Origin of the sequence: Paenibacillus sp. S150 (assembly GCF_019352175.1) — a bacterium.
Taxonomy (GTDB): Bacteria; Bacillota; Bacilli; order Paenibacillales; family Paenibacillaceae; genus Paenibacillus_AQ.
On sequence record NZ_JACBYI010000001.1, the window covers coordinates 387,266 to 408,875 of the forward strand.

At 54.3% G+C, this 21,610-nt stretch carries 17 protein-coding genes; all 17 read right to left on the minus strand.

Annotated features, from left to right (window positions below; all coding sequences use genetic code 11):
- Positions 1-48: 48 nt before the first annotated feature.
- Positions 49-813: a cell division protein FtsQ/DivIB gene (locus tag HYD27_RS01570; protein ID WP_219210629.1), complete on the minus strand. Its 765-nt coding sequence runs from the start codon at positions 811-813 to the stop codon at positions 49-51.
- Positions 814-878: 65 nt separating this feature from the next.
- Positions 879-2,162 carry a UDP-N-acetylglucosamine 1-carboxyvinyltransferase gene (murA, locus tag HYD27_RS01575; RefSeq protein WP_219210632.1) on the minus strand — a complete coding sequence of 428 codons (1,284 nt, stop codon included), beginning with the start codon at positions 2,160-2,162 and terminating at the stop codon, positions 879-881.
- Positions 2,163-2,384: 222 nt separating this feature from the next.
- Positions 2,385-3,500 (minus strand): undecaprenyldiphospho-muramoylpentapeptide beta-N-acetylglucosaminyltransferase, encoded by a 1,116-nt coding sequence (gene murG, locus HYD27_RS01580; RefSeq protein WP_219210641.1) that lies wholly within the window; start codon positions 3,498-3,500, stop codon positions 2,385-2,387.
- A gap of 5 nt (positions 3,501-3,505) precedes the next feature.
- The gene (gene spoVE / locus HYD27_RS01585) at positions 3,506-4,603 is read right to left on the minus strand and encodes a stage V sporulation protein E (protein ID WP_219210643.1); all 1,098 of its coding nucleotides are present in this window, start codon (positions 4,601-4,603) and stop codon (positions 3,506-3,508) included.
- A 49-nt stretch (positions 4,604-4,652) separates the two neighbouring features.
- Complete coding sequence (gene murD / locus HYD27_RS01590) at positions 4,653-6,071, minus strand: UDP-N-acetylmuramoyl-L-alanine--D-glutamate ligase (RefSeq protein WP_219210651.1); 1,419 nt, start codon at positions 6,069-6,071, stop codon at positions 4,653-4,655.
- Positions 6,072-6,074: 3 nt separating this feature from the next.
- Positions 6,075-7,040 carry a phospho-N-acetylmuramoyl-pentapeptide-transferase gene (mraY, locus tag HYD27_RS01595; protein ID WP_219210653.1) on the minus strand — a complete coding sequence of 322 codons (966 nt, stop codon included), beginning with the start codon at positions 7,038-7,040 and terminating at the stop codon, positions 6,075-6,077.
- A gap of 16 nt (positions 7,041-7,056) precedes the next feature.
- Positions 7,057-8,469 (minus strand): UDP-N-acetylmuramoyl-tripeptide--D-alanyl-D-alanine ligase, encoded by a 1,413-nt coding sequence (locus tag HYD27_RS01600; RefSeq protein WP_219210655.1) that lies wholly within the window; start codon positions 8,467-8,469, stop codon positions 7,057-7,059.
- Positions 8,466-9,953, minus strand: a complete 1,488-nt coding sequence (locus tag HYD27_RS01605) for a UDP-N-acetylmuramoyl-L-alanyl-D-glutamate--2,6-diaminopimelate ligase (protein WP_219210657.1) — start codon at positions 9,951-9,953, stop codon at positions 8,466-8,468. The genes HYD27_RS01600 and HYD27_RS01605 overlap by 4 nt, the downstream gene beginning before the upstream one ends.
- A 72-nt stretch (positions 9,954-10,025) precedes the next feature.
- Positions 10,026-11,954, minus strand: coding sequence for a stage V sporulation protein D (locus tag HYD27_RS01610; RefSeq protein WP_219210660.1), 1,929 nt, complete (start codon positions 11,952-11,954; stop codon positions 10,026-10,028).
- 95 nt (positions 11,955-12,049) lie between these two features.
- Positions 12,050-14,278 (minus strand): penicillin-binding transpeptidase domain-containing protein, encoded by a 2,229-nt coding sequence (locus tag HYD27_RS01615; protein ID WP_219210662.1) that lies wholly within the window; start codon positions 14,276-14,278, stop codon positions 12,050-12,052.
- 48 nt (positions 14,279-14,326) lie between these two features.
- Complete coding sequence (locus HYD27_RS01620; protein WP_219210664.1) at positions 14,327-14,719, minus strand: cell division protein FtsL; 393 nt, start codon at positions 14,717-14,719, stop codon at positions 14,327-14,329.
- A 23-nt stretch (positions 14,720-14,742) separates the two neighbouring features.
- Complete coding sequence (gene rsmH / locus HYD27_RS01625; RefSeq protein ID WP_219210667.1) at positions 14,743-15,696, minus strand: 16S rRNA (cytosine(1402)-N(4))-methyltransferase RsmH; 954 nt, start codon at positions 15,694-15,696, stop codon at positions 14,743-14,745.
- A gap of 40 nt (positions 15,697-15,736) precedes the next feature.
- Positions 15,737-16,174, minus strand: a complete 438-nt coding sequence (mraZ, locus tag HYD27_RS01630) for a division/cell wall cluster transcriptional repressor MraZ (RefSeq protein ID WP_219210669.1) — start codon at positions 16,172-16,174, stop codon at positions 15,737-15,739.
- A gap of 210 nt (positions 16,175-16,384) precedes the next feature.
- The gene (locus HYD27_RS01635; protein ID WP_219210671.1) at positions 16,385-17,656 is read right to left on the minus strand and encodes an adenosylhomocysteinase; all 1,272 of its coding nucleotides are present in this window, start codon (positions 17,654-17,656) and stop codon (positions 16,385-16,387) included.
- 106 nt (positions 17,657-17,762) lie between these two features.
- Entirely contained in the window at positions 17,763-19,394 is a 1,632-nt protein-coding gene (bshC, locus tag HYD27_RS01640; RefSeq protein ID WP_219210673.1) for a bacillithiol biosynthesis cysteine-adding enzyme BshC, read from the minus strand.
- Between the two features lie 290 nt (positions 19,395-19,684).
- Entirely contained in the window at positions 19,685-20,605 is a 921-nt protein-coding gene (locus tag HYD27_RS01645; RefSeq protein ID WP_219210674.1) for an ABC transporter ATP-binding protein, read from the minus strand.
- Positions 20,602-21,597 (minus strand): ABC transporter ATP-binding protein, encoded by a 996-nt coding sequence (locus HYD27_RS01650; protein WP_219210675.1) that lies wholly within the window; start codon positions 21,595-21,597, stop codon positions 20,602-20,604. Before HYD27_RS01650 ends, HYD27_RS01645 begins: the two co-directional genes overlap by 4 nt.
- Positions 21,598-21,610 lie beyond the last annotated feature (13 nt).

The window sequence follows — 21,610 nt, forward strand, 5'->3', positions numbered from 1 at the left end:
CCGTAAATCCGATTGTAGCATTTTTTCCGCCCTATTAGTAGGGACTATTTACTCTTGTGTGCCCTCTTTGTCCTCATTTGCTCCTTGTGCAGGCTGAAATGGAACATATGAATCGGCTTCCAGCATTTTGATCAGTCCGGGCTCCTCGGTCTCGATGACCTGATTCAGATATTCCACCTTGTCCTTGAGCAGCGAAATCGCCGTAATGACTTCAAAATGCGAACGTGTGTACAGCTTAATCCGGTCCGGAAAGGACAAGGTCGGCGAAGGTACAATTTCGGAAATGTCACTGGTCAGCTCATTGGGAATACTGGCAAGCGCCTGGCATAGCTTGGCCTTGTACGGGTCCCCGGCATCCCAATTGGTCAGAATGGGCTTCTCCACCGCAATTCCGGTCTCGTTCACCGCTACAGCAGCGCCGCTGGACAGAATGGCTTCGAGTATGCCTCCCTCGTCCAATTCATAGGCGACTGCAGGGTATTCCTTAATGCTTATGGTGACTACACCCGGAAAGCTTTTAACCACTTCCGCCTCCTGGATGGTCATAAGCTCCTTCAGCGAAGCCTCCACAGATGCCTTGGAGACGGCAAAGAACTGTCCCCCAATGGAAAGCCCGCTCTGAGACATCAGCTCATCCTGGGCGGTGTACTTGTTGCCCTGAAACTGGATTTCTGTAATGCGGCTGAGCGACGAACGGAAAAAAATCACAGCCAGCAGCGCAATGAACAGCAGCAGCAGGATAAATGTGACCTTCCGGCTCATTTTTTTACTTGGCTTGTCCTCTTTAAGCAGAGGTACACGGGTTTTAGGCATTCTCATATCTCCGTAATAAGGCCCTGTCTCCTTCCCTCGCAGGAAGCCGAAGGAGACAGGGAGCTTTAATTGGCCAAATCAAACGGACCCGGCACAGGTACTTTGCGGCTGATGTGCGCTCCAAGCTTCTGGAACAGCTTCTCAATTCCATCATATCCGCGGTCAATATGGTGCGCCTGCTCAACCACCGTGGTTCCTTGAGCTGCGAGTCCGGCAATCACCAGGGCGGCCCCGGCCCGCAGATCGGTTGCTTCGACCGTTGCCCCGTATAACCTTTGCACGCCGCGGATGAATGCGCGGTTCAGGTCGATGGAGATATCAGCGCCCATGCGGGCCATCTCCTCCACATGCTTGAAGCGCCCTTCAAATACAGTCTCTTTAATGACGCTGAATCCGTCGGCCAGCGACAGCAGCACCATAACCTGGGACTGCAGATCCGTAGGAAAGGAAGGGTAGGGGGACGTTACTATTCTCTCAACCGCGCGGGGGCGCCCCATACAACTAATATTAATTATATCATTGCAAACTGTAATTTGAACACCAGCCCGTCTCAGCACATGAATAAGCGAGGTTAAGTGCCCGGCATTGGTATGGGTCAACGTCACATTGCCCCGTGTTGCAGCCGCAGCGATCATCACTGTACCGGCTACAATCCGGTCCGGAATTACCTCATAGCTGCAGGGATACAGCTTCTTCACACCTTGAATCGTAATCGTATCGGTACCCGCCCCGATGATCTGGGCGCCCATTTGGTTCAGATAATTCTGTAAATCCTGAATTTCCGGCTCTCTCGCCGCACCTGATATCGTTGTAGCGCCTTCCGCCATGACCGCGGCCATCATAATATTCTCCGTTGCCCCCACACTCGGATAATCCAGATGAATATCACTTCCCGTCAGCTTGTCGGCCCGGCAGGAAATCCTTCCGTTGTTCTCCTCAATCTCCGCACCGAGCTGCCCCAGTCCCCGGAGGTGAAGATCAATCTTGCGTTCGCCGATCGCACAGCCTCCCGGCTGATAAATCGTTACCTCGCCAAATCTGGATAACAGCGGCCCCATCAAAAAAATGGAGGATCTCATCTGCCGCATCAGATCCTCTGGAACATGGGAAGTGCCCAAGGGCGAGGTATCAATCGTTACTGTCTCGTCTTCATGAGCGCATCTGCACCCAAGCCGTTCCAGAATGCTAAGCATGGTCTCGATGTCCAGCAGCTTTGGCACATTATGCAGTGAGTGAACTCCTTCGGCCAGCAGGCTAGCCGCCAGAATCGGCAGTGCCGCATTTTTTGCTCCATGGATACGTATGGTGCCTGACAGGGGATTTCCACCCTCAATCACCAATTTGTCCAATGTATCACCTCCGAGATTACCGCTCACCCACCACTGGGCACTTCCCGTACAAGGATCAATGAACGGTCAGGGAAAGCTTAACCGGCCCGCATTTTCAAGGACCGGAAGTGCTCTGGGTGATTGTCACGATTATAGGATTATCCTATGTTCGTGGCCTCGGGTGTGTGACAGTGAAGACCGATAACAGGAAATAGCTTCCAGTCTGCGGAAACCTTTTTTTCCTTAAGCCTTTCGCTTGGCCGCCAGCCTGCGCAGCTCGCTCACGACCAGCGCCGCGGAATCCCTTTTGCCAAGACGCCGGGCGGCCTCCGACATCTGCCTGCGCAGAGGCTCCGCACCGATAATCTTCTGCACTGCCTCCAGCAGGGCCCGGCCGTTCAAATCCTTCTCAAGCAGCACAACTGCCGCACCTTCGCGTTCCAATTGCCTTGCATTCGCTTCCTGATGATTGTTCGTCACGTTAGGGGATGGAATGAGAACGGAGGGTATGCCAAGTGCTGTAATTTCAGCAAGAAATGAAGCGCCCGCCCGGTTCACGATAAGAGAGGTACAAGCCAGCACCTCAGGCATATTGTGAACATAAGGGAGAAGATGCAGCCAGCTCGGCTCACTTCCCAGCTTCTCGCGCAGAGCTTTGCGGGTTTCTTCGAAATAGGACTCGCCGGTCACGTATACATAGTGAACACCATTACCCTTACCCACAAACGGGGCCATCTCAATCATTGCATTATTAATGGCTCTGGCTCCGCCGCTGCCTCCAACTATAAGCACAACCGTGCTGCCCTCGGGAATGCCGAGTGATGCGAAGCCGCGCTGGGGATTGGCGGTTGTTACAGTGGTAGCTCTGGGATTGCCGGTATAGATTACATTCTTGCCGCCTGGAAAAGCCGATTCCGTGCCTTCAAAGCTCACAGCAACCGTATCGGCATAGCGGCTGAGGAAACGGTTCGTCAGCCCCGGAATCGCGTTCTGCTCATGAATGAGCGTGGGAATACCCAGCCTGGAGGCCGCATAGACGACCGGTCCGCATACGTAGCCGCCTGTGCCGATCACGACATCCGGCTTGAATTCCCTGAGCATCGCCTTGGAGGCTCTTACCCCCTTCAGAAAACGCATTACAGTCTTCACATTGTCCATGGAAAGCTTGCGGCGGAAGCCCGTGATATCGATGGATCGGAAGGGAAGATTCTCTTGGGGGACCAGCTTGCTCTCCAGCCCCCGCTTCCCTCCAATATACAAAAAGGCCGAGCCTTCTTCTTCCGCTTCCAGCTGCCTGGCGACGGCGACGGCGGGATAGATATGCCCGCCTGTGCCGCCGCCGCTTAGTACGATACGCATGTCTTTCACCTCGCATAACGGGATAGGTTGAGTAAAATGCCGAGTGCAGTGAGCATCAGGGTCAGCGATGAGCCACCATAGCTGATCAGCGGAAGCGTGATGCCTGTAACAGGCATCAGGCCGATGACAACGCCGATGTTGATGATTACCTGAACGGCTACCATACAGACAATGCCAACCGCCAAATAGCTGCCAAACCGGTCCGGCAGACTCATCGCCACCTTCATGCCCCGCCAGATCAGAATCAGAAACAGGACCAGCACAATAAGTCCCCCGATGAACCCAAGCTCCTCGGCCAATATGGAAAAAATAAAATCGGTCTGCGGCTCCGGCACGTAGCTGTACTTTTGCCGGCTCATGCCCAGCCCCAGCCCGCCAAGCCCGCCGGGACCAATCGCATACAGCGACTGGATGATCTGGTAGCCGGCTCCCAGCGGATCGGACCAGGGGTCCAGGAACGCCGTGATCCGCTGCAGGCGGTAGGGAGCAGCGGCAACCAGGGCGGCAAAGCCCGCCACGCCAAGCGCCCCCAGGGAGAGCAGATGCTTCATCCGGGCCCCCGCTGTAAAAAGCATCATCAGCGCGGCGCCGAACATAACGGTGCCAGTCCCGAGGTCCGGCTGCAGCATAATCAGGGCAAAGGCGGCGCTAATCAGCGCCAGCGGGGGAAGCAGGCCCCGCGCGAAGCTGGAGATATCATAATCATCCTTTCCCAGCCAGCCTGCAAGAAAAAGGATCATCCCCATCTTCATGAATTCAGAGGGCTGAATGCCGAAGGAGCTGATGCCAAGCCAGCTGCGGGCTCCGCCGCGCACAACGCCGATGCCGGGGATCAGCACTATGACGAGCAGAATGAAGCAGACGATCAGCGCCGGTCTGGCAAATTTCTTCAGCACCGGATAATCGGTGTTCGCGGTAACGAACATTGCACCCAGCCCCAGTCCCGCGAACAGCAGCTGCCTTTTGACAAAATAAAACGAATCGCCATAATTGCGGAAGCCCAATACGGACCCTGCACTGTACACCATCACCATGCCGATTGCCAGCAGGGACAGAATAGCCATCAGTATCCAGATATCGGGCGCATGACGGGATTTGTTCATCAGGAGCACACCTCTTGCATCCGTAGTAGGGGCTTATCCACCCCCCTACTTAAAGGTTATGCACCGCCTCTTTAAAAATACGCCCGCGCTCCTCATAGGATGTAAACATATCCCAGCTGGCGCAGGCGGGAGACAGGAGAACGATGTCTCCCGCTTCCGCCAGAGCGGAAGCCTCCCGCACAGCCTCTTGCAGCACGGCGGCGGCGCTCTCCCCATTATCGACGGAGATGATCCTCTTTACTCCTGCCAGCCCCGCGGCGGCTGCCAGCTTGTCCCTTGTCTGCCCCAGCGCCACAAGCGCCTTGACGCCGCCAAGGACGGGCAGCAGCTCCATATAGTCCGAGCCGCGGTCCAGTCCGCCGGCAATCAGGACAACCGGCTGCCGGAAGGAGGCCAGCGCCATGGCGGTTGCCTTGGAATTCGTAGCTTTGGAATTGTTGTAATAAGCGGCTCCCGCTTTATCCGCCACATATTCCAGCCGGTGCTCCACTCCCCGGAAGGAAGCCAGCGCCCCGGCCAGGCCGGCAGGATCTGCACCCGCGGCGATGGCAATCCCGCAGGCAGCCAGCGCGTTCTCCACGTTGAAGCGGCCCGGCAGGCCGATGGCATCCACGGCGGCAATTTCCGTCTCAGTCTCTGAATAATCGCGATAGATGATCATCCGCTTCAGGTCATCTTCCGTATCCGGAATAAAGGACGGACGGACAAAGATCCCCTGAACCAGCTCCTCGGTCATGGAAAAAGGCAGAATACCCGCCTTGATATAAGGCACCAGTTCCCGGCAGACCGGGTCATCCCAGTTCAGCACCGCAGTGTCGCTTGGCCCCTGGTTGGCGAACAGCTTAGCCTTGGAGGCTACGTAATCCTCCATCCCCCCATGATAATCCAGATGGGTTTCAGCCACGTTCAGCAGACAGCCTACCTTGGGGCGGAATGCTTTTGTTCCTTTGAGCTGAAAGCTGCTTAGCTCGGCAACCATCCAATTGTCTTCTCTGGCCTCCTGTGCGGCCTGGCAGAGCGGTGTGCCGATGTTCCCGGCCACAATAGGGCCCATTCCTGCAGCGTCCAGCATTCGGCCCACCCAGGTGGTGGTGGTCGTCTTGCCGTTGGAGCCGGTAATGCCAATCACCGGCGCCGCACACAGATGGTAGGCCACCTCCACCTCGGTCACAACCTCTATGTCCAGCTCCAGCGCTTTTTGGATGGGAGGCACGGAATAAGGAATGCCGGGATTCTTGACCACAAGGCTGACGCCCGGATGAATCAACCCTTCCGGATGGCTTCCGCATATAACAGAAATTCCCAAAGACTCCAGTTCGGAAGCTTCGGGACTTTGATCTCTTTCCTTTTTGTCATTGACCGTCACAATGGCGCCGCGCTCATGCAGCACCTTGGCCACCTGAACGCCGCTTTTGGCAAGCCCCAGGACGACCACTTCTTCGCCACGGTACTGATCCGGATGCTTCATGCTTTACAACCCCTTGCTCAAAATTAGTCCTGCTGCAGCCAGCACCATGCTCACCGCCCAGAAGGAGACCACTACCCGCCATTCCGACCAGCCGCCAAGCTCAAAGTGGTGATGAATCGGACTCATGCGGAAGATGCGCTTGCCGCGTGTTTTGAACGAGGCGACCTGCAGCACGACAGACAGCATCTCGATGACGAAGACTCCGCCGATGACAACAAACAGCAGCTCGCTTTTGGTTACAATCGCAATAGCGCCGATGGCGCCGCCAATGCCGAAAGAGCCGAAATCGCCCATAAACACCTTCGCCGGATGGGCATTAAAGACCAGGAAGCCCAGCACCGCCCCGATCATCGCCGCCGCACAGACACCTGCCGCAATCGAGGTAGCCTGCATAGCCACCACGGCAAAAGCAGCCAGCGCAATCGCACTGACACCCGACAGCAGCCCGTCTACACCATCGGTAAAATTAACCGCATTCGTTACAGCCATCATCATGATGATAATGAACGGATAGTAAAACCAGCCGCCCCAGTCAAAGCTGACAGAGGTGCCGGGGATGCTGATGCCCGTATTGTGCCCGGCGTTGATCAGCAGTCCGCACATCACGGCTCCGACCAGCAGCTGGCCCAGCAATTTCTGGCGGGGTGTCAGCCCCAGGGAGCGCTTGAAGGCAATTTTGATATAGTCGTCAAGGAAACCGATCAACCCGTAGCCCAGCGTAGCTACCAGCAGGACATAGAAATCGGAATTCACTACCGAAAATTTAAGAAAGGATAAAGTGAACGCCACCATGATGATGATGCCGCCCATAGTGGGTGTTCCGGCTTTTTTCAAATGGGTTTGAGGTCCGTCATCACGAACCTGCTGTCCGAATTTCATTCTCCGCAGCAGCGGAATGAAGAGCGGAGCGGCAATGACCGCAAGGATAAAGGACACAGCAATTGTCAGCAGCAGTAATTGATAATCCATGGGTACACCCCCTCCATTAGTTTTGAGCCGCCTGGGAATGGTCATTTAAGCTGTGCAGCACTTCCTCAAGGCGCATTCCCCTCGAAGCTTTGAAAAGAACAACATCCTTGGGGCCGGTTTGGCCGATCAAGTCAGCCGCCAGCTCTTTTTTATCCATAAAAGCAAACACGCGCCCAGGCCCGAAGCGCTCTTCCGCCTTCTTGGCGGTATGCATCGAAAGGGGACCAAAGGTAAATACCAGATCCGTCTGTTCGGGGTCCAGATAACCGCCAATTTCCTGATGAAACAGCGCCTCATCCGGCCCCAGTTCCAGCATGTCCCCCAGCACAGCAATTCTCTTGCCGCTGCACTTCATGGACTGCAGCACATCAATGGCTGCCCTCATCGAGGTGGGGCTGGCATTGTAGGCATCGTTCAGCATCGTTAGCCCTGAAGCCGCCTGCAGCACTTCAATCCGCATGCCGGTCAGTTTAAGCTTGCTTAAGCCTGCCTCGATGCTGTCCTCGGATACGCCATAGTGGCGTGCAACCGCCAGCGCGGCCAACGCGTTAACCACATTATGCCGTCCCGGAAGCGGAAGCGTGAATGCACGCTCCGCATGAAGATGGGAGGTGAAGGTCATTCCCCCGTTATGCGTCATCATTCCCGTAGGATAATCGTCGTTGCCTGAGGACAAGCCGAAGCGGAAGGTTTTCATACCCTCCGGAGCAAGGAACGCCGGCTCCGCAATGGCTTCGGAGAGCAGCGGTTCGTCGCCGTTGTAAACCAGGAGGCCTCCGGGCTTCAGGCCTCCGGCGATTTCCAGCTTGGCCCGGGCAATCTCCTTGCGGGAGCCAAGCTGGAGCAAATGAGACTCGCCAACATTGGTTATAACAGCCACATCCGGTGGCGCCAGGGAAGCAAGCAGCGCAATCTCCCCGCGCGAGCTCATCCCCATCTCCAGAACGGCGATCTGAATATCCCCGCCCATGGAGAGAATCGTCAGCGGCAGACCGATGTGGTTGTTGAAATTCCCCTGGGTCTTGTGGACTTTGTACTGTCCCTCCAGCACGGCCGTGATCATATCCTTCGTGGTCGTCTTCCCGTTGCTGCCGGTGACGGCAACCACCTGCGGAGCGATTTGGCTTAAATAAGCGGAAGACAGCTTCTGCAGCGCAGCGAGCGTATCCTCGACCAGAATCACTGCACCGTTCTCAGGTGCAGCACCCTTATCCCGCTGCCACAAGGTGGCTCCGGCACCTGCCGCCAAAGAGGCGGCACTATAATCATGCCCGTCAAAATGCTCCCCAATCAGCGGCACGAACAGGCAGGCAGGCGTAATTTTGCGGGAGTCGGTTACAACTCCCGCAATTCTCTTATCCGTATCGTAAGCGGAGGACAGCTCTCCTCCGCACATGGCAGCGATGTTTCGCAGCGTTTCTGTAATCAATAGCTTCGGCCCCTTATAACTTCTTTGGCGACGACCCGGTCATCGAAATCATGAACCACCCCGCCGATCAGTTGATAGGTCTCATGACCTTTCCCCGCAATCAATACTACATCGCCGGGGCTTGCCATTTCAATAGCCTTTCTAATCGCTTCCCGCCGGTCCGCAATCATTTCATAGCGGTCCTGCGCCACTCCGTCCTCTTGCAGTCCCGCTTCAATATCCCGCAGGATAAGCAGCGGATCCTCCGTGCGGGGATTGTCGGAGGTCACAAAGACGTGGTCGCTGTATTTCGCAGCGATTTTGCCCATCAGCGGACGTTTGGTCGTGTCTCTGTCCCCGCCGCAGCCGAAGACGGTAAGCACCTTCCCCGCTGCAAACTCACAAACCGCCCGCAGCACATTTTCCAGTCCATCCGGTGTATGGGCATAATCTACGATGACCGCGAAATCCTGGCCTTCATCCACCGACTCCACGCGTCCGGCCACTCCGGCTACGGATTCCAGGCTGGCTTTGATCTCCGCAAGCGGCACATCCTCCAGCAGAGCGGCGGTAACTGCAGCCAGCGCATTATACACATTGAACTTGCCTACCATGCGCAATGAAATGTCAGTCTCTCCCTTAAACGTATCCACATGGAAAAAAGTTCCTTTGGACGTAATGGAAATTTGCGAAGCCCGGACATTCGCGCTGCTGTCAATGCCATATGTAATGACCTCCGCTGCTGTCTGGGCGGCAAAATATGCGCTTGCCTCGTCATCCGCGTTCAGCACCGCATATTTGCGCTCCTCCTTCCAGGGCGAAATCGCATTCCCCAGGCGGGAAAAAAACAATCCTTTGGCCGCACGGTACTCCTCCATCGTATGATGGTAATCCAGATGATCCTGGGTCAAATTGGTAAATATGGCTGTGCGGTAATCCGTCCCCTTCACCCGCCCCTGCTGGAGCGCATGGGAAGAGACCTCCATAACGCAGCACTGCACACCTTTTTGAGCCATATCGCCCAGTGTACGCTGCAGCTCAAGCGATTCCTGTGTCGTGCCGGATGCCGGATAGGTCTGGCCGTCATAGCGCATCTGGATGGTGCCGATCAGCCCTGTCTTGATACCCTGATCCTGCATAATCCGCTCAATCAGATAGGTAGTCGTCGTTTTGCCGTTCGTGCCGGTTACCCCGATCATTCTCATCCGGCTGCTCGGCGACCCAAAGAACACATTGGATACAACGGACATTGCAAACCGGCAGTCATCCACTACAATCTGCGGCAGATCGATTTCAAGCCTGCGCTCACAGACAAGGGCAGAGGCGCCATTCGCGGCAGCCTGAGGGGCAAAATCATGCCCATCCACAGTGAACCCCGGCAGGCAGATGAACAAGTCGCCCGGCCGGACACGGCGCGAGTCCGCCTGAAGTCCCGTAATTTCCGTCTCTCCATCCCCATGTAGACGCGAAGCCGCGAGACAAGATGATAATTCTTTAACTTTCATAGCAATCCCTCACTCTGCATTTTGGATAAGAAAAAAACGTTTGCCGATGCTCTTCATAGATGGTATCAAACATTATTTCCCATCTTCAGTCCCCATATAAATCCGGATCGTCGAGCCCTGCTCGACCCTGGCACCCGGCTTTGGCGCCTGATTGATAACAGTATTGCCTGTTCCCGAACGGGCAAGTGTAAAGTTCATATTCAAATCCTCGTAAATATCCTGGACCGTAGCCCCTGTAAGGTCAGGAACGGTGACAATCGGAGTTTCGCCGTATTTATAGGTTTTGGGAAGCTGGTCTTTGCGTTCCGGAACCTTCATGTAATGCAGGGAATCCTCCAGGATGTTCTGCACGATTGGAGCCGCCACCACACCCCCGAACTGGATGCCCTTCGGATTATCAACTGCGGTATATACCACGATCTGCGGGTCATCCGCCGGTGCAAAGCCGATGAACGATACAATATGCTCTGTAGGTGAATACCGGCCGTTAATGACCTTCTGCGCCGTCCCTGTCTTGCCTCCTACACGGTAGCCGTCGATAAAAGCCGGCCGGCCCGTGCCTTTGGCAACTACGCTCTCAAGGGCAGCGCGCACCTTCTTCGAGGTTTCCTCCGAGATGACCTGCCGCACCATCTCCGGCTCCTCCTCCGATACAGTCTCCCCGGTATCCGGATTAATCCAGGCCTTCGCTACATGCGGCGTATAAAGCTTGCCGCCGTTAATGGCAGCCGAGACAGCGGCAATCTGCTGAATCGGCGTGACCGACACCCCTTGGCCAAATGCCGTGGTCGCCAGCTCAACCGGACCCACCTGGGCAGGCTTGAAGAGAATCCCGCTTGCCTCACCATTCAGATCAATGCCGGTCTTGGCTCCAAAGCCAAAATCACGGATATATTTGAACAGAGTATCCTTGCCGAGCCGCTGTCCCAGCGCCACAAAGCCCGGATTGCAGGAGTTTTCCACCACCTCCAGGAAGGTCTGGCTGCCATGCCCGCCCTTTTTCCAGCAGCGCAGCTTGGCTCCGCCCACTTCGATATAGCCCGGATCAAAAAAGCGGTCATTCTGCAAATCCACCTTGCCTTCCTCGAGCGCAGCGGCCAGCGTAATAATCTTGAAGGTGGACCCCGGCTCGTAAGTCATCCAGATCGGCAGATTGCGGTTGTAGACCTCGGCGTCATATTCCTTGTAAGCACCAGGCTCATACCCCGGTCTGCTGGCCATGGCCAGAATTTCGCCATTCTTCGGGTTCATCGCGATGGCCCAGCTGCCCTGAGCCTGATATTTCACCATGGCCTGATCCAGCTCGCGTTCCATAATCGACTGAATCTGCTTGTCTATCGTCAGCTGCAGATTGAGGCCGTCCTGGGGAGCCGAATACTTTTCCGAAGAACCCGGCATCAGTCTGCCTCCGGCATCGGACAAATAGGAAATATCGCCTGCCCGGCCTTGCAGCAGCTTGTCGTATATATTCTCCACTCCGGTAATGCCCTGATTATCGATACCTGTGAAGCCGAGAATATGCGCGGCCAAATCCCCGTAGGGATAAAACCGTTTGTTATCCTCAGCCACAACGATGCCCGGCAGCTGCAAATCACGGATGCTCGCGGCCAGCTCCATCGTAATTTTGCGGCCGCCGGGCTGCAGCTTCACCGATGACTCACTTTTAGACAGCAAAGTCACCAGCTTCATCTCGCTCATGCCGAGCAGCGGAGCCAGCGTCTGCGCCGTCTTTTGCTTCTCCTTCACCTGTACGGGAACCGCATAGACGGTTGGGGAGCTGATATTGTAAGCCAGCGCAATCCCTTCCCGGTCCAATATTTCACCGCGCTTGGCGGTAAAGGGAATATTGCGGCGCCACTGGCTTTCCGCCTTGGCACTCAGTTTTTCCCCTTCGGACAGCTGCACATACGCCAGGCGCACCGCCAGCGAGCCGAACAACACGGCCAGTCCCAGCAGCGTCCACAGCATCCTCCGACGAGTTACGACTTTTGAAACCTTCATTTTCGTTCCCCCGCTTTCGCTGCTCTAGACATGAACTCTTATCTTCATGCCTATTCAGGACAAACAGGGGTTAGAACAAGCCTTCGCCGGGGGCTTCATTCTTCCGGAACTTCTTCCTCCGCAGGAGGTACAGGAATGTTCTCACCGTATTCATTGATCGGATTCAGCGTCAGCGTAACCAGAGTTTTGCCATCCTTGATCTCTTCCGTTTGCCCGGACACATAGCCTTCCCCGTCCACTGCAATGCCCACCTTCAGCAGGCTGAGGATTTCCAGCGCATCACGCAGCGATTGCCCGCGCAAATCCGGTATCACGGGCTTATCGCCCTGCTGGCTCAGCAGATAAATGCGCTGTCCCGATGCCAGCATCGTCCCCTTCTCGGGATATTGGCTGACCACCGTACCGCCCTCGCCCACTGCTTCGAAGTCAAAGCCCTGGTCGATCAGCAGCTGTCTTGCAGCCTGCACCGTTTTGCCGGTCAGATCCGGTGCGGAGCGCTGCGCGGAAGCCGTCGCCTTGACGGTTTTGGAAGAACCGCCTTCATTGCCCGTTGTCACCTTGGGCACGCCCATATAAGGCAGGGCCTGCGAGACAATCTCCTGGAACACCGGAGCGGCAACCGCTCCCCCTCCATTGCCGCCGTCCTCGCCCTGCGGCTCGTCAATAATGACAATGACCGCAATTTTCGGATCATTCACCGGCGCGTAGCCGATGAAGGAGGACAGTACCTTGTTCCGGTCATAATCCGAACCGCTGACCTTGATCGCCGTACCGGTCTTGCCCGCTACCCGGTAGCCTTCAATGTAGGCATGGCGCCCGGTTCCTTTGACCTGATCTGCAACGACCTGCTCCAGATAGCCGCCCGTTTCCCGGGCGCTTTCCTCTGAAATGACCTGGCGCACCACTTCAGGCTGGGTAACGGTTTTCTTGCCGGTATTCGGATCGGTAACTTCCTTGACCACATGCGGAACCATCAGCTTGCCGCCGTTGGCAATGGCCGCCACGGCGGTCAACTGCTGAATCGGTGTAACCAGCACCTTGCCGTGGCCGTAGGCGAGCGTGGCATTTTCCGAAGCGATGCTCGGATTGGGATTGACGATACCGATCGTTTCACCCGGCAGATCAATTCCTGTCTTTTCATTAAAACCAAAATCATTAATATACTGCAGCAGTCTCTCCTGGCCCAGCATCTCATAGCCGAGCTTAACGAAGGCTACATTGCTGGAACGCTTAACACCCTCCAGGAACGTAATTTCCCCCCAGCCCACTCTGTTAATGTCATGCAGCGGCTTGCTGTAGCCCTTGATGCGGATTTGACCGGATTGAAACGTGGCATCGGGATTGAACAGATTCTCCTCGACCGCCCCGGCCAATGTAACAATTTTGAAAGTCGAACCCGGCTCGTATCTGGATTTGATCGCATGGTTATAGAAACCGCCCGCCTCCACCGAGGTTTTCCAAAATTCATTCGGATTAAAGGTAGGCATATTCGCCAGGCCGAGAATCTCCATAGTATTCGGATCGGCGGCTATGACACTGATGCTCTTGGGCTTGTACTCTTCATATGCCTTTTTCATCGCTTCTTCAATATAGTGCTGGATGGTGCTGTCTACCGTCAGCTTGATATTGCTCCCGTTGACCACAGGCTGATAGGTATCCTCGGAATTCGGAAGCTTGATTCCTTTGCCGTCGCTCTGATAGAGCAGCTTGCCGTCCGTGCCTTTGAGCTGCTGGTCAAAATACTTCTCCAGCCCCATGACCGCAACGCCGTCTCTGTCGGTATAGCCCAGGATATGCGCGGCCAGCGTATTTTTTGGATAATAGCGTTTCTGCTCCGTGACGAACCCGACTCCCGTTTCCCGGATATCATGTTTTTTGCCCAGTTCCTCATAAAAGGCCACAACCTTATCCTTAAGCTCCTTGTCAATCTTCCAGCCTTCATTGCGGATCTCGCGGTTTTTGAGATAGCTGCCTTTGTCATCCTTGGCTTCGACCAGTTTCTTCAGCTCGTCCGCCGGCTTGCCCAGCAGCTCATGCAGCCCTTCAATCACTTCTTCGCCGATTCCCCGCTCTGCAATAACCTCGGGATTAACGACTATGGTATACGCGGGGACATCGCTGGCCAGAACATTGCCGTTGCGGTCCTCAATTTCACCGCGAACTGCCTTGATGGTTGAAGAATGAGCCCATTGCTTGGCGGCCTTTTCCTGCCAATACTCACCGCTCAGCACCTGGACATAGAACACCCGGGCGACTAAAACAAGAAAAAAGAGGGTAATACACCCTCCTATAAACAGCGTGCGAAGTTTTATTCTTTTTAACATAAGCCAACCTCACAACCTCTATTATTGCGACTGCTGCCAATCGCTTGATTAATGGTCTCCGTCAGTGGCTGTGCTGCTCAGGGGAATGTAGATGGTTGAATCCTCGGACGGCGTACGGTATCCAAGCTCTGCAGCCCGCTGGGCCACCGTCTGTTCAAGATTCTGCTTCTCCATCTGGTAAGTGGAAATTTCTTTCTTGGTTGAGGCAATCTTGGCATCCAGCTTCTGCGCCTGCAGGTTTAAATCGTAAATGTGCACATAACGCCAAATCAGGGTGGCAGCTACCAGTACGAACACGCCCAGTGTCAGCATGTAGAGAAGCTTCTCCTGCAGCGGAAGCACCATGCGTCTCGTGACTACCTTCGTCTTCTCGCGGTAAAGCCTGTCTGCCTCTTCTTTTCTTTTGGGTTGAACTGCTAAGTTGCCGCGGGTATAGGCCATCTCTGACTCTCCTTTATCATTATTTACAATTTCTCTGCAATTCGCAGCTTTGCCGAACGGGCACGCGGGTTAAGCCCCAGCTCTTCCTCTGAAGGCACCAGCGGCTTGCGGTTAATCAGCTTCAGTGTACCTTCGGCACCGCATACGCAAAACGGGAAATCAGGCGGACAGGTGCATCTGCTTAAATAACCGCTGAAAATCTGTTTGCAGATCCGGTCCTCAAGCGAGTGAAAGGTGATCACCGATACTCTTCCTCCGGGTGCCAGGCAGCGAACCGCTGCGTGGAGCCCTTCCTCAAAAGCGCCAAGCTCATCATTCACGGCAATGCGCAATCCTTGAAAGCTGCGTTTGGCGGGATGTCCGCCCGTTCTGCGCGCGGCGGCCGGAATGCCTTCCTTGATCAGCTCCGCCAGCTCTCCCGTGCTCTCCACGGGATGTCCTGCTCTTCGTTCAACAATCCTGCGGGCAATCCGCCGTGAGAATTTCTCTTCTCCATACTGGAAAAGCACACGGGCAATTTCCTGTTCCGGCCAGGTATTGACGATTTCGGCTGCGGTCAGCCTGGCTGACTGGTCCATTCGCATATCCAGCGGAGCATCGTGATTATAGCTGAACCCCCGTTCCCCTTCGTCGAACTGGGGCGAGGAAACACCAAGATCGTACAGGATTCCGTTTACCTGGGGAACGCCATCCTTTTGCGGTACAAAAGGCAGCTCCTTAAGCACCGGCTCCAAATCACGGAAGTTGGTCTTGACCAGCACAACCTTGTCACCGTATTCAGCGAGCCGCTCCCTGGCATTCTCCAGGGCCCAGTCATCCTGATCCAGACAGATCAGCCGGCCTTCGCCGCTGAGCCTGCCGGCAATCAGAGAGCTGTGTCCGGCTCCGCCGAGCGTACAGTCCACGTAAATGCCATCCTTCTTGATGTGCAGCCCTTCTGTCGCTTCTTCCTTAAGCACCGTGATGTGGTGAAACAAGCTGCATCCCTCCAGGGCAGTATTCGAATTGTTGTATGTGTTATAGATCAAAATTGAAATCAACCAATTTCTCGGCAATCTCGTTGAACGTTTCCTCTGATTGTTCGAAGTACTGCTCCCATAGCTCCTTGTTCCAGATCTCCACCCGGTTCGAAACGCCTAGAATAACACAGTCCTTGTCCAGCTTGGCATATTGCCGCAAATTCCCCGGCAGATTGACCCTGCCTTGCTTGTCCCATACACATTCGGTCGCTCCCGAGAAAAAAAAGCGGCTGAAGGCACGGGCATCCGATTTCATCAGTGAAAGGCTTTTAAGCTTTTGCTCCATGATTCCCCATTCTTCCATGGGATAAACAAAAAGGCAGGTGTCGAGGCCGCGGGTCGCCACGAAGGAGGTTCCGAGCATTTCACGGAACTTGGCCGGGATAATGATGCGGCCCTTGTCATCAATGCTATGCTGGTATTCCCCCATAAACATGATTATTCCCCACCCCTAACTACCGATTCCCCACTTTGCCCCACTTTGCACCACCTAAGCATAATAGATTCGCCATTAAAAATCAAAAACCTTTTTCCGGAGCAAGGTAATTTTTTCTTGTTTGTCAAGCTTGCAAATCCATTGCCTGCAAAATAAAAAGCCCGGGCCATTTGCATGGCGCCGGGCTTATGCAGATCCACACTTGTATGCTTAATCGTTCAAATTCCAGCTGTCCAGATAATCAATCTGCGCCGGAGTCAGGCTGTCGATGGAAATCCCCAGGCTCTCCAGCTTGTAGCGGGCCACCTGCTCGTCCAAATCGTAAGGAACATTCTCAACCTTGACGCCGATTGCCTGGTAATTGTCATTCACATATTTCAGCGAAAGTGCCTGAAGCGCAAAGGTCGTATCCATGATTTCTGCCGGGTGCCCATCGGCCGCCCCCAGATTCACAAGACGGCCTTCAGCGAGCAGATAGAGCTTGCGCCCGTCCTTCAGCTGGTATTCTTCGATATTTTTGCGCACGGTGCGCTGGGATACCGATCTTTCGGATAGCTCAGGCTTATTGACTTCAACGTCAAAATGGCCGGCGTTGCACAGGATTGCTCCATCCTTCATCACATCATAATGCTCTCCGCGGATGACGTAACGGTTGCCCGTCACCGTAACGAAGAAATCGCCGCATTTCGCCGCCTCCAGCATCGGCAGCACATGGAAGCCGTCCATATGCGCTTCCACCGCTTTAATCGCATCCACTTCAGTGACGATAACATTGGCGCCAAGCCCTTTGGCGCGCATCGCCACCCCTTTGCCGCACCATCCGTAACCGACTACAACCACCGTTTTGCCGGCGACAATCAGATTGGTGGTGCGGACAATGCCGTCCCATGCCGACTGGCCCGTGCCATAACGGTTGTCGAATAAATACTTGCAGTAGGCGTCATTGACGGCTACCATCGGGAATTTGAGAATGCCTTGCTTCTGCAGTGCCTTTAGCCGGATAATGCCGGTAGTGGTCTCTTCCGCACCGCCGCGGATATTCTCCATCAGGTCAGGACGCTCAGAGTGCAGCAGCGTGGCAAAATCTCCGCCGTCATCAATGATCAGATCCGGCCTGCTCTCCAGGGCTTTGATATTAAGGGCCTTGAATTCCTCCGGTGACGGGTTGTATTTGGCGAATACCGTAATGCCGTCCTCAACCAGCGCTGCACATACATCATCCTGGGTGGATAACGGGTTGGAGCCGGTAATCGTAACCTCGGCACCTCCGGCTTGTACAACCTTAGCCAGATAAGCCGTTTTTGCTTCCAGGTGAAGCGTAATCGACACCTTCAAGCCCTTGAACGGCTGCTCGGCTTCAAACTGCTCACGGATACGGTTCAGCACCGGCATATGCTGGCGAACCCAGTCGATTTTGAGATGCCCCTCCGGAGCCAGCGACATATCCGCTACAATGCTGTTTTCCTTCGACAATGAACTCATTATGATACCCTCCTAAAAGTTTTGAGAGCAGAGACTCCCGGAATATACTTCGTTCAAAACTCGCATCGTAAGCATACGCTTAAGTTTTGAGAGCAGAGGCTCCCAATTACATATAAATAATGCGGTGGATTCCGCTGTAATCCGCAGGGATCGACATCAATTCATCCAGCCATTCCAGCCCGTAACGGTTCAGGTAATATATTACATTATACACTCTTTCCTGCAGTTTACCCAGCGGCATCAGCGACAGCTCAATCCGTTCCCACTGGCGGAGCGCAGCTTCATTCTGCTTCTCCATCGCATCCAGGGCTTTGGCTTGAAGGAAGGCAATCTGGTCCAGAATCTTTTCCCGGTTGTTTGCGCCGAGTTTAAGGAGGCCCGCCTGAATGGAACCCAGCTGTTCAATCAGCGGCTCGTACATTGCAGAGAACGCTGCCTTCGTGTCTTCGAACCGGCGTCCCACCTCCAGCTCATCCTGGGCGGCGAGCCATTCCTTTCTTTTCCCGTCCAGGCCCTGAAGAACATCGCCAAAGGCAAGCTGGTATTTATCCATATGCTTATGCAGCGTGCCTTCCACAACAGTGAATGACATGCGCGGTATAATCAGCGGCATCCGCTTCCCGACCACCCCGAAGGCCTTCCCCGGAATGGCCCAGTAAGCGATCTCGCCCTGCCCAAGCACGGTTGCAAGCACCGGCAGGACATAATCCTGCATCAGCGGCCTGGTAAGAACATTATTGCTGAAGCGCTCCGGATGGGACTCCAGCCGTTCCAGCAGCTCTTCCCGGGAAAATGAAACCGTACCTTTACGGTCCGTGAAGCGGCCCGCTTCCTTATGAAGCAACAGGCGTGTTCCTTCATGTATATAGAAGAGATTGGCGCTGCCAGGAGCAACTGCAGCCTGAAGCTCGTAGCCGCTGCCGGTAATATCTGCTGCCGCAGCTTGATATGCCGCCTCCAGCTCATCGTTCTTTGCAATCAAAGACGCAAAAAATGGAGCTTCCAGCCTGCGCAGCTCGGGATCTGCCGAATCCAGCAGAATAAGTCCAAACCTGCCGAACAGCGCACCCATCAGTTTGGCAAAGGCTTCGCTCATGCTGCCTGCAGCAGCCGAGGCTTCGCGGATAACCGCCATGATTTGCGCCTTGAATTCACTCTCCTGCAGCAAGCCCTCCAGCTGGCCGATGATTTGGCTCCACTGCTCCTCCTCCACCTTGATTGCGCTGACGGAAGTACGGAGATCCTCCGCTTTGTCCACCTTCAGCCTGGTGATTTCCCCGGTACGGCCCAGCACAAAGGTATGATTCACTTCATCCCAATCATGGTCCTCACCCGCAATCCAAAACAGCGGAACAACAGGCCGTCCGAGCTGCCCGGCCGCTTCTTTTGCCGCTTGAATGGTTGTGATTGCCTTATATATGACAAAAAGCGGGCCTGAGAATAAACCGCTCTGCTGTCCACCCGTAACAACCAAGGTCCCCTTCCGCTCCAGAAGTGCCAGGGAATCCATCACTGCGGGGTCAGAATTAAACTTCAAATTATACTGCCGTAAACATTCAGCAAGCTTGGCACGGTCAGCCCGCAGCTCTTCAGTGCTGTCCAGCCATTCTGCACGCTCCGCTCTGCTCCCTTGGTTGCGGAAATCTCCGCCGTACAAATGTCCTACTGTTTCATATTGATGTATAAAGTTGCGAGCGAGCGCCAATCCGCCCGGAAGAGGTTCCGGTACTACATCCATGTGCAACTGCCTCCTGTTCTACTGTGCTGCTATATGTAATCACTTAGCCGGTAAACTCTTTATGATTGTATCCAAAGTTAGGGGCGGCGTCAAAGAAACAGACTGTTCACAATCCGATCCAAACGGCAATTAAGGAACAGCACGCTCCAGCAGCCCGCAAGGCCATGATTTTCACATACTTCTAGTATTGTACATGTACCAGCTGACGAAATAATAGGCGAGAGCTGAACGCTCCCGCCTAAGGTGATACTTGCGTTAATTTATATTGCCGCTTTATTAAGCGGATCCGCCTATGCGTATTGCTTGGCAACGAAGTGACCCTTGGAGACTTCGATCATTTCAAAATCGCTGTCATTGGTCTGTTCATTTGCCGCATAGATCGGAGTACTCAGCTCATCATGCAGATGGATACGCTTTTTGTTCGCTTCAATCTCGGGATCCGGAACCGGAATCGCCGACAACAGGGACTTTGTATACGGATGGATAGGATTGGCGTACAGCTCTTCACTCTCAGCCAGCTCAACCATTTTACCCAGATACATAACGGCTACGCGGTCACTGATATGCTTAACCATAGACAGGTCATGCGCGATAAAGAGATAAGTCAGTCCCAGACGGTCCTGCAATTCCTTCAGCAGGTTGACCACCTGTGCCTGAATGGATACGTCGAGTGCGGAGATAGGCTCATCGCAGACGATGAATTTGGGATTGACGGCAAGTGAACGGGCAATCCCGATACGCTGGCGTTGTCCGCCGGAGAATTCATGCGGATAGCGGGTAGCATGGTCATAATTAAGTCCAACCATATCCAGCAGCTCTTCAATCCGTTTTTTACGCTCCAGACGGCTCCCGGCCATACCATGGATATCCAGCGCTTCGCCGATGATATCGGAAACCGTGAGACGCGGGTTGAGTGATGCATACGGATCCTGAAAAATCATCTGCATGTCACGGCGCAGTGCCTTCATTTTGCCTGAAGACAATTTATAGATGTCGGTACCATTGTATTTTACGCTTCCGGCAGTCGGTTCGTAAAGACGAAGCACGGTCCGGCCGGCAGTTGTTTTGCCGCAGCCGGATTCCCCTACCATTCCCAGGGTTTCGCCTTCGCGAATCGTGAAATTAATATTATCAACAGCCTTAAGAATTCTTCCCTTGCCTACATTAAAATACTTCTTAAGACCTTCAACTTCGATCAGGTTCTTACTCAAACGAACTGCACCTCCTTGGCCATCGAATGCAGATTCCAGCAGCGCGCCATATGCGTTTCGCTGAATTCTGTTGCACCGGGATCGATTTGTTCGCAGACATGCATCGCTTCACTGCAGCGTGCCGTGAACGGACAGCCGACCGGCGGTTTAATCAGATCCGGGGGAGTTCCGACGATTGGAATCAGCGGCTCGCCCTTCTTTTGGTCCAGACGCGGCATCGACCGCAGCAGTCCCTGGGTGTACGGATGCTGCGGATTCTTGAAGATTTCCCATCGGGTACCCGTTTCCACCACTTCACCAGCATACATGACGATGACCCGGTCACACATTCCGGCAACGACGCCGAGATCATGTGTAATCAGAATGATGGAGGTCCCCAGTTTTTGCTGCATATCTTGCATAACTTCCATGATTTGTGCCTGAATCGTAACGTCAAGCGCCGTTGTCGGCTCATCTGCAATCAGCAGAGCCGGGCGGCAGGCCAGTGCAATGGCAATCATTACACGCTGGCGCATCCCGCCGGAGAATTCGTGGGGATATTGGTTAAAGCGAGCCTCCGCATTTTTGATGCCTACAAGCTTAAGCATCTCGATACCTTGCCCTTTCGCTTCGGCCGCTGACATTTTCTGATGTTTGATCAAAACTTCGGTTATCTGTTTGCCCACCTTGATCGTTGGGTTCAAAGAAGTCATCGGGTCTTGAAAGATCATGCCAATATCCTTGCCGCGAATCGTTTCCATTTGCTTCATGCTTTTGTCCAGCAGATTCTGTCCTTGAAAAATAATCTCGCCCTTTTTCACTTTGGAAGGAGGGGTAGGAATGAGCCGCATAATCGATTGTGCGGTAACACTTTTGCCGCTGCCGGATTCACCGACGATGGCTACTGTTTCACCTTTGCCTACTTCGAAATTCATGCCACGGACAGCCTGTACTTCTCCGCCTTTTACAAAAAAGGAAACATGCAGATCCTTGACTTGCAGAATGGGTTCCATCACTGTTCACCTC